8 protein-coding genes and 1 rRNA gene are annotated in these 8,283 nt (G+C 69.1%); 5 read left to right on the top strand and 4 right to left on the bottom strand.

Annotation, left to right across the window (positions count from 1 at the left end):
* Both rrf and ACIG5F_RS17930 read left to right on the top strand, forming a co-directional pair.
* Positions 1 to 97 (top strand): 5S ribosomal RNA (gene rrf, locus ACIG5F_RS17935); the annotation flags it as partial.
* A gap of 84 nt (positions 98 to 181) precedes the next feature.
* Positions 182 to 556: an NTP pyrophosphohydrolase gene (locus tag ACIG5F_RS17930; protein WP_396518801.1), complete on the top strand. Its 375-nt coding sequence runs from the start codon at positions 182 to 184 to the stop codon at positions 554 to 556.
* Position 557: 1 nt separating this feature from the next.
* Here the strand turns inward: ACIG5F_RS17930 and ACIG5F_RS17925 are convergent, their stop codons facing one another.
* Entirely contained in the window at positions 558 to 989 is a 432-nt protein-coding gene (locus ACIG5F_RS17925; protein WP_396518800.1) for a hypothetical protein, read from the bottom strand.
* Positions 990 to 1,070: 81 nt separating this feature from the next.
* On the opposite strand from ACIG5F_RS17925, the gene ACIG5F_RS17920 reads away from it, so the two are divergent.
* Both ACIG5F_RS17920 and ACIG5F_RS17915 read left to right on the top strand, forming a co-directional pair.
* A complete protein-coding gene (locus ACIG5F_RS17920; protein ID WP_396518799.1) occupies positions 1,071 to 2,930 on the top strand; it encodes an NHL domain-containing thioredoxin family protein in 1,860 nt (619 codons plus the stop codon).
* 37 nt (positions 2,931 to 2,967) lie between these two features.
* On the top strand, positions 2,968 to 3,261 hold the full coding sequence (locus tag ACIG5F_RS17915; RefSeq protein WP_396518823.1) for a GroES family chaperonin: 294 nt from the start codon (positions 2,968 to 2,970) through the stop codon (positions 3,259 to 3,261).
* A 51-nt stretch (positions 3,262 to 3,312) separates the two neighbouring features.
* On the opposite strand, the gene ACIG5F_RS17910 is transcribed toward ACIG5F_RS17915, so the two are convergent.
* From ACIG5F_RS17910 to ACIG5F_RS17900, 3 genes are all read right to left on the bottom strand, one after another.
* Positions 3,313 to 5,148 (bottom strand): acyl-CoA dehydrogenase, encoded by a 1,836-nt coding sequence (locus tag ACIG5F_RS17910; protein ID WP_396518798.1) that lies wholly within the window; start codon positions 5,146 to 5,148, stop codon positions 3,313 to 3,315.
* Positions 5,149 to 5,238: 90 nt separating this feature from the next.
* Positions 5,239 to 5,868 carry a LysE family translocator gene (locus ACIG5F_RS17905; RefSeq protein ID WP_396518797.1) on the bottom strand — a complete coding sequence of 210 codons (630 nt, stop codon included), beginning with the start codon at positions 5,866 to 5,868 and terminating at the stop codon, positions 5,239 to 5,241.
* A 10-nt stretch (positions 5,869 to 5,878) separates the two neighbouring features.
* Positions 5,879 to 6,580: a response regulator transcription factor gene (locus ACIG5F_RS17900; RefSeq protein ID WP_396518796.1), complete on the bottom strand. Its 702-nt coding sequence runs from the start codon at positions 6,578 to 6,580 to the stop codon at positions 5,879 to 5,881.
* A 308-nt stretch (positions 6,581 to 6,888) separates the two neighbouring features.
* On the opposite strand from ACIG5F_RS17900, the gene ACIG5F_RS17895 reads away from it, so the two are divergent.
* Entirely contained in the window at positions 6,889 to 8,265 is a 1,377-nt protein-coding gene (locus tag ACIG5F_RS17895; RefSeq protein WP_396518795.1) for a sugar porter family MFS transporter, read from the top strand.
* Positions 8,266 to 8,283 lie beyond the last annotated feature (18 nt).

Genomic DNA, 8,283 nt, shown 5'->3' with positions numbered 1-8,283 from the left:
GGAAACGCCCGGTCCCATTCCGAACCCGGAAGCTAAGCCCTCCAGCGCCGATGGTACTGCACTCGTGAGGGTGTGGGAGAGTAGGACGCCGCCGAACATATTTTGCCCGCTGCGGGCCGAGTTGAGACCCCAAGGTTTCCTCGGCCCGCAGCGGGCCTTTTTACGTTGTACCTTGGTGCCCGTGTCCACGCCGCTGCTCGTCATCGACGCCGCCAACGTCGTCGGCTCCGTCCCCGACGGCTGGTGGCGCGACCGCGCCGGCGCCACCACCAGACTGCGCGACTCCCTGGCCGGCCTCTCCACCACCGGCCTCCCACAGACCGGCGCCCCCGTCGACGTGATCCTCGTCGTCGAAGGCAAAGCCCGCACCGTCACCAGCTCCCCCACCGTTCAGGTGCACGTCGCCCCCCACTCCGGCGACGACGCCATCGTCGAACTCGTCGCCGACCAGTCCACCTCCGGCCGCCCCATCTACGTCGTCACCGCCGACCGCGGCCTCCAACGCCGAGTCGGCGCCTACGGCGTCGAGATCCTCGGCCCGCACTCCGTGCGCTAGGTCACGCCGGCTCGCTCCATCGGACCAGGTAGTCCGGACCCTCTGGCGCGACGAGCCCGAGAAGATCGGAATTGTCGCCCCACTCGGCTTGCAGGACGTGTGCGTCGTCGGGGACCGCCCGGCGCGGCTTCGCCAGGGCCTCCAGCTCGTCGTAACGAACGTCGCCGTTGTCGGTGGGATGGGACTTCGGTGTCTCGCCGGCGTGGTAGCGGCGGAGCCAGGCGATATAGATCAACCACGTCTCCCGCTCCAGCGCGAACGTCTCCTCGTCGACCGGCCACACGAAGTACCGGTCGTCGTGACTGGTGCGGCTGAAGTAGTGCGGGGCGCCATGGACGTCGGCGACGCCCAGCCAGGGGCCGTTGTACCGCTCGATCTCGGTGTGTACCCGCTCGAAGCCCATGCGCAGGAGTTCCTCGGCAGTGTCTTCCATCCGGACAGCGCTACCGATCGGCGGGGTTCCGCCAGGTGGACAGGGAAATACCTGATCCGGGATCTGGTGTTGACTCAGGATGTGACCACTGCGAAGCGTCGTGCCCGGGTTCGTGCTCCTGAGCTGGTCGGACGCGGGTGGCTGAACACCGGGGGGAAGGCGATCACGCTCGCGGAGTTGCGGGGGCGGATCGTGCTGTTGGACTTCTGGACGTTCTGCTGCATCAACTGCTTGCACGTGCTGGACGAGCTGCGGCCGTTGGAGGCGGAGTTCGACGACGTGCTGGTGACGATCGGGGTGCACTCGCCGAAGTTCGTGCATGAGGCGGACGCGGACGCGCTCGCGGCGGCGGTGGAGCGGTACGAGGTGCACCACCCGGTGTTGGATGACCCGAAGCTGACGACGTGGCAGAACTACGCGGTGAAGGCGTGGCCGACGCTGGTGCTGGTGGACCCGGAGGGCTACGTGGTGCACGTGGCCGCGGGCGAAGGGCATGTGGAGGCGCTGCGCAGGATCATCGCTGAGCTGATCGACGAGCACGAGGCGAAGGGCGCGCTGCGCCGAGGGGACGGGCCGTACGTGCCGCCGCAGCAGCCGGCGACGGAGCTGCGGTTCCCGGCCAAGATTGCCGTGACACCAACGGAAACGCTGCTCGTGACGGACTCGGCGCATCACAGCGTGGTCGAGCTGGCTGCGGATGGCGAGACGGTGCTGCGGCGCATCGGCACGGGCGAACGTGGGCGGGCCGACGGTGGCCCGAGCGAGGCGACGTTCTCGGAGCCGGCGGGGATTGCCTTGCTGCCCAAGGAAATCGCCGCGCAGGTCGGTTACGACGTGGTGGTCGCGGACACGGTGAACCACCTGCTGCGAGGCATCGAGCTGAGCACCGGCAAGGTCACCACGGTGGCGGGCACGGGCGAGCAGTGGCGCATGGGCGACACCGACGGGCCGGCGGACAAGATCGACCTGACGAGCCCGTGGGACGTGGCCTGGTGGGCGCCGGCCGACGGCGTTGTTGTTGCCATGTCAGGGAATCACACGCTGAGCCTGTTCGACCCGATCGCCGGGACGGTGCGTCGGTTCGCCGGCACCACAGTGGAGGGTCTCAAGGACGGCCCGGCGGCGGAGGCGTTCTTCGCTCAGACCTCGGGTCTCGCGGCCGACGGCGACACGTTGTGGCTGGCCGACTCGGAAACCTCGGCGCTGCGGTGGATCGACCGTGATGGCGACGGGGACTTCGAGGTGCACACCGCGGTGGGGCAAGGATTGTTCGACTTCGGCCACCGCGACGGCGCGGCCGACCAGGCGCTGTTGCAGCATCCGCTCGGCGTGGCGGTGCTGCCGGACGGCAGCGTGGCGATCGCGGATACCTACAACTCGGCGATTCGACGCTATGAGCCGGAAACCGGCGAGGTGTCGACGCTGGCGACCGATGTCGCCGAGCCGTCCGGAGCGGCCATTGTGGACGGTGAGTTGGTGGTGGTGGCCTCGGCCGCGCACCGGCTGGAACGTCCGGTGCCGCCGGGGGTTTCGGCGAAGCTGGTCGCCGGCGAGGCCCACCAGGTGCGGCGGCCGCCGTCGGACATCGGTGTCGGCGAGCTCGAACTGGCCGTGGTGTTCACGCCGCCGCCGGGGCAGAAGCTGGACGACCGCTACGGCCCGTCGACCCGCCTGGAGATCACGTCGTCGCCGCCCGGCCTGATCGTGGCCGGGGCGGGCGAATCCACCGACTTGACAAGGAAGTTGACCATCGCCGATGGCTTCGAGGAGGGCGTGCTGCACGTCGTGGCCCAGGCCGCCAGCTGTGACGACGGCCCCGGCGTCGAGCACCCGGTGTGCCGGTTGACCCGGCAGGACTGGGGCGTCCCGGTCCGGGTGTCGGCGGCCGGCCCGGCCCGGCTGGCGCTGGTCATGGGTGGGGTCGACGAGCAGGCGAAGTAGACTTTCCGTCGTGGCAGAGTCGAAGCTCCAGATCCAGATGCTGCACGACCGGGTGCTGGTGAAGATCTCGCCGGAGGACGGTGAGCGCCGCAGCAGCGGCGGCATCGTCATTCCGGCCACCGCGCAGGTCGCGAAGCGGTTGGCCTGGGGTGATGTGCTCGGGGTCGGCGGGCACGTGCGCAACGTCAAGGTCGGCGACCGGGTGCTGTTCAACCCCGAGGACCAGCTCGAGGTCGAGGTGCAGGCCCAGACCTACACCGTCATGCGCGAGCGCGACATCCACGCGGTCGCCACCGAGGAGACCGAGGCGGGCACCGGCCTCTACCTCTAGAACCACAAAAGGGCCCCTCCGAAGCGGAGGGGCCCTTCTGTCGTTTCCGGATCAGAACACGGACTCGTCCACGTCCATCAGCGCGTTGTCGGTGGTCTCGACGACCTTGCGGCGGGCGCTCAGCTCGGGCAGCACGGACTTGGCGAAGAAGTTCGCCACCGCGACCTTGCCCTCGTAGAAGGCCTTGTCCTTGGCCGACGGGGCGCCGGCCAGCGCGCCCAGCGCCACCTCGGCCTGGCGCAGCAGCAGCCAGCCGACCAGCACGTCGCCGGCCGACAGCAGCAGCCGCACGGTGTTCTGGCCGACCTTGTAGACGTTGCGCACGTCCTCCTGCGACGAGGTCAGGAAGCCGATCATCGTGCCGAGCATGCCCTGCAGGTCCTGCAACGCCTGGGCCAGGGCCGCGCGGCCCTCCTTGAGCTGGCCGTTGCCGCCCTCGTTGTCCAGGAACTGCTGGATCTCGTTGTTGATGAAGCCCAGCGCCTGGCCCTTGTCCCGGATGATCTTGCGGAAGAAGAAGTCCAGCGACTGGATGGCGGTGGTGCCCTCGTACAGGCTGTCGATCTTGGAGTCGCGGATGTACTGCTCGATCGGGTAGTCCTGGAGGAAGCCGGAGCCGCCCAGGGTCTGCAGCGACTGGGCCAGCTGCTCGTAGGCCCGCTCGGAGCCGACGCCCTTGACGATCGGCAGCAGCAGGTCGTTGATCTTCTCGGCCAGCTTGACGTCGCCGGCGCCGGCGAGGATCTGGTCCTGGAAGGTCGCGGTGTAGAGGTACACCGCGCGCAGGCCCTCGGCGTAGGCCTTCTGCAACATCAGGCTGCGGCGCACGTCCGGGTGGTGGGTGATGGTCACCCGCGGCGCGGTCTTGTCGGTCATCTGGGTCAGGTCGGCGCTCTGCACCCGCTCCTTGGCGTAGGCCAGGGCGTTGAGGTAACCGGTGGACAGCGTGGCGATGGCCTTGGTGCCGACCATCATCCGGGCGTGCTCGATGACCTGGAACATCTGCGCGATGCCGTCGTGCACGTCGCCGAGCAGCCAGCCCTTGGCCGGCACGCCGTGCTGGCCGAAGGTCAGCTCGCAGGTGGTGGAGACCTTGAGGCCCATCTTGTGCTCGACGTTGGTGACGAAGGCGCCGTTGCGCTCGCCCAGCTCGCCGGTGTTGGTGTCGAAGTGGAACTTGGGCACCAGGAACAGGCTCAGGCCCTTGGTGCCGGGCTTCGACTCGATGCCGGGGCCCTCAGGGCGGGCCAGCACCATGTGCATGATGTTCTCGGTCATGTCCTGGTCGCCGGACGTGATGAAGCGCTTCACGCCGTCCAGGTGCCAGGTGCCGTCCTCCTGGAGCACGGCCTTGGTGCGGCCGACGCCCACGTCCGAGCCGGCGTCCGGCTCGGTGAGCACCATCGTGGCGCCCCAGGCGCGGTCGATGGTGATCTGGGACCAGCGCTTCTGCTCCTCGTTGCCGTTCTTGTGCATGATCGCGGCGAAGCTGGCGCCGGCCATGTACATGAAGGCGGCCGGGTTGGCGCCCAGGATCAGCTCGGCGGCGGCCCACTGCACCGACGGCGGGATGCCGAAGCCGCCCAGCTCCTCGGGCAGGGACAGGCGGTACCACTCGCCGTCCCACAGCGCCTTGTAGGACTTCTTGAACGACTCGGGCAGCGTGGCCGAGTGCGTCGCCGGGTCGAAGACCGGCGGATTGCGGTCGGCGTCGGCGAACGACTCCGCCAGGGGGCCGGTCGCCACGTTGTTGAGCTCGCTGAGGACGCCACGGGCGGTGTCCTCGTCGGCCTGCTCGAACGGCCCGCTGCCGAGGCTGTCCTGGACGTTGAACACCTCGAAGAGGTTGAACTCCAGGTCACGAACGTTGCTCTTGTAGTGGCCCATGGCTTCCTTGCTCCCCTACTAGCCGGTAACAACAGGATATTACCTGCCAGTAACCCCCGGCAAGGCTCTTCGCCCGGTTGTGGCTGATCCCTAGAGTGCGGCGCGGCTCAGCGTGACCATACGGATACCCAGACCGACCAGCACCAGCCCGCTGACGCGGTCCAGCCAGCGGCGCACCACCGGGCGGCTCAGGACCCGCCGGGCCAGACCGATCGCCAGCACCAGCAGCGTGTAGTAGCTCGCGCTCAGCGCCATCTGGACGCCCGCGAGCACGAACGTGTCCAGCAGCGGGTTGCCGTCCGGCGGCAGGAACTGCGGCAACAGCGCGAGATAGAGCACAGCCGCCTTCGGGTTGGTCACATTGGTCATGAAGCCGGCCCGCAGCGAGGCCATGGGGCTGGGACGGCCGGTGTCCTCGGCGGTGGCCAGCGGGGCCGGCTCGTGTCGGGAGCGCCGCAGCGACTGGATGCCCAGCCAGCACAGATAGACCGCGCCGGCCACCTTGAGCACCACAAACGCGATCTCCGATGTGCGGACCAGTGCCGTCAGCCCGAACGCCGACGCGGTCGCCCAGACCGCCAGGCCCATGGTGTTGCCGGCCACCGTGGCCAGCCCGCCGGCCCGCCCCGATCGCAGCGACTGCGTCAGCATCACGGCCAGCGAGGGGCCGGGGGCGATCAGGACCAGCACGCAGGTGACGACGAAGGCCAGGGAGATCACGGCCCCTAGTTCACCGGTCGGCGCCGGCCACGAGCAACCCGATTCGGTAGGAGATGGCCACGGCGTGTGCCCGATCGCGCGCCCCGAGCTTGCGCAGCATCCCCTTGATGTGGGTTCGCACCGTCTCCACGGACACGAACAGCGCCGCCGCGACGGCCCGGTTCTCCAGGCCGTCGGCGATCAGCTGGAGCACCTCGAACTCGCGGCGGGTCAGCAGCGCGCTGGTGGCCGGGGCGTCGGCGTCGGTGGCGGCCAGCAGCGGGGCCAGCGCCGCGTCGACGTAGCGGCGGCTGATCGGCGTGTTGTGGATGGCCTGCACGATCTGCGCCGGCTCGGCCTGTCTGGACACCAGGCCGCGGGCGCCGCGGCGGAACGCCCGCTCGGCGAACTCGGCGGTGCAGTGACCCTCTCGGAGCAGTGTCAGCACGACCAGCCGCTCGTCGTGCTCGGTGAGCACCCGGGTGAAGTGGCCGAGCGGGTCCAGCGCGGAGTCGATGAGCAGCACGTCGGGCTGGTGCCGCTCGTGCAGGTGCGCGGCCGCGCGGTGGTCGCGGGCGGCGCCGGTCCAGTGCAGTCCCGGGGTCCGGCCGACCAGCGTGGACAGGCCCTCGCGGAACAGCGGCACCTGGTCGAGCAGGGCGACGCCGATGGTGGCGTGGCGGCGGCGCTGGACAGGGGCGGTGCGCTGGCCCGCGATGTGGGGTGCGGTCATGCGGGGCTCCGATCTTCCTCCCTCGGGGTACAGGGGACGACCGCGCGGACCAGGGCTGACGCGACGGCGGCCGGAGCGGCTCGCTTTCTCCCCCATTCGGGTGACGAACCGCCCATGTGTTCACCTACATGAAAGTCAGTCACAAATGTGACTCAATCGCTCGGGAGGGTCTGGCGCCCGCCGAAATACGCACGTAGGACCTACGTCACACATCCTGAGTGGATGCCGGGTCCGTCCGCCGCCGGATCGCGGTCTTCCGCACGGAACCGACTCGCGCGGGTCGGATCACAGAAACGAGGCGATCTGGCGTGACGCAAACGGAGGGTCTGCCAGCACGGCGGAACATCAACAGAGGAACGCTGTTCTTCTTCGGTGCCCTCGGCGGCATCCTGTTCGGCTACGACCTGGGCGTCATCTCAGGTGTACTGCTGTTCATCAAGAAGATCTGGAACCTCGACGCGGTCCAGCAGGGCTTCGTCAACGGCGCGCTGGCGGCCGGCGCCATCATCGGCGCGCTGCTGGTCATCAAGCTGGCCGACTCGCTCGGCCGGCGGCGCACGATCATCGTCGCCGCCACGGTGTTCGCGCTGGGCACCGTCGGCTGCACCTTCGCACCGTCGTTCGAGGTGCTGGTGGCGTTCCGGTTCATCGTCGGCGTCGCGGTCGGCGCGTCGTCCGCGACCGTGCCGACCTACCTGGCCGAGCTGGCCCCGGGCAAGGTCCGCGGCATGCTCTCGTCGCTGAACCAGCTGATGATCGTCAGCGGCATCCTCATCGCCTACATCGTCGACGACATCCTGGCCGACTCGGCAAACTGGCGGGCCATGATCGCGGCCGCGATCATCCCGGCGGTGATCCTGCTGGTCGGCATGCTGCGGATGCCGGAGTCGCCCCGCTGGCTGCTCAAGAACGGCCGTGAGGACGAGGCCCGCGAGGTGCTGTCCAGCACGCTGCAGGGCCAGGGCGTCGAGGCGGAGTTCGACGAGATCAAGGAGATCATCCGGCTGGACGGCCAGCAGGCCAAGGGCACGCTGAAGGACCTGACCGCCAAGTGGGCGCGGCCCGCGCTGGTGGTGGCCCTGATCCTGGCCGTCGGCCAGCAGTTCTCCGGCGTCAACGCGGTCAACACCTACGCCCCGATCATGTTCAACAACCTCGGCTTCGGCGCGGCCGCGTCGCTGCTGGCGGCCGTCGTGCTCGGCATCGTCAAGGTGCTGTTCACGGTGGGTGAGATGTTCGTGGTCGACCGGTGGGGTCGGCGGCCGCTGTTGCAGGTCGGCGGCCTGCTGATGGCCGTGACGCTGATCGTGCTCGGCCTGTGCGTCAGCTTCATCAAGGACACCGGCGTCATCGGCCCGATCACCCTGGTGCTGCTGATCCTGTTCCTTGCCGGCTACGAGCTGGGCTGGGGCGCGGTCGTGTGGGTCATGATCGGCGAGGTGTTCCCGCTGCGGGTCCGCGGCATCGGCACCGGCACCGCGAGCGTCGTGCTGTGGGCGGCGACGTTCACCATCACCTTCGTGTTCCCGGTCATGTACACCAACCTCGGCCTGGCCGGGGCGGCGTGGATCTTCGCCGCGGTCTGCATCGTCCTGGTGCTGCTGGTGACGAGGTTCGTGCCGGAGACCAAGGGGCGCACGCTGGAGCAGATCGAGCTGGAGCTGCGCGAGCGCGTGAACGTCTGAACTGTCAGACCCCCTGGG

Origin of the sequence: Kutzneria sp. NPDC052558, from assembly GCF_044547355.1 — a bacterium.
Classification (GTDB): Bacteria; Actinomycetota; Actinomycetes; order Mycobacteriales; family Pseudonocardiaceae; genus Kutzneria.
Note: the sequence above shows the minus strand (reverse complement) of the source record. Positions and strands in the feature narration are given on the sequence as shown.

Excerpts from the sequence above, each read along its gene's own strand:
- ACIG5F_RS17915 (WP_396518823.1), top strand. The coding sequence starts at position 2,968 with ATGCTGCACGACCGGGTGCTGGTGAAGATCTCGCCGGAGGACGGTGAG.
- ACIG5F_RS17910 (WP_396518798.1), bottom strand. The coding sequence starts at position 5,148 with ATGGGCCACTACAAGAGCAACGTTCGTGACCTGGAGTTCAACCTCTTC.
- ACIG5F_RS17925 (WP_396518800.1), bottom strand. The coding sequence starts at position 989 with ATGGAAGACACTGCCGAGGAACTCCTGCGCATGGGCTTCGAGCGGGTA.
- ACIG5F_RS17900 (WP_396518796.1), bottom strand. The coding sequence starts at position 6,580 with ATGACCGCACCCCACATCGCGGGCCAGCGCACCGCCCCTGTCCAGCGC.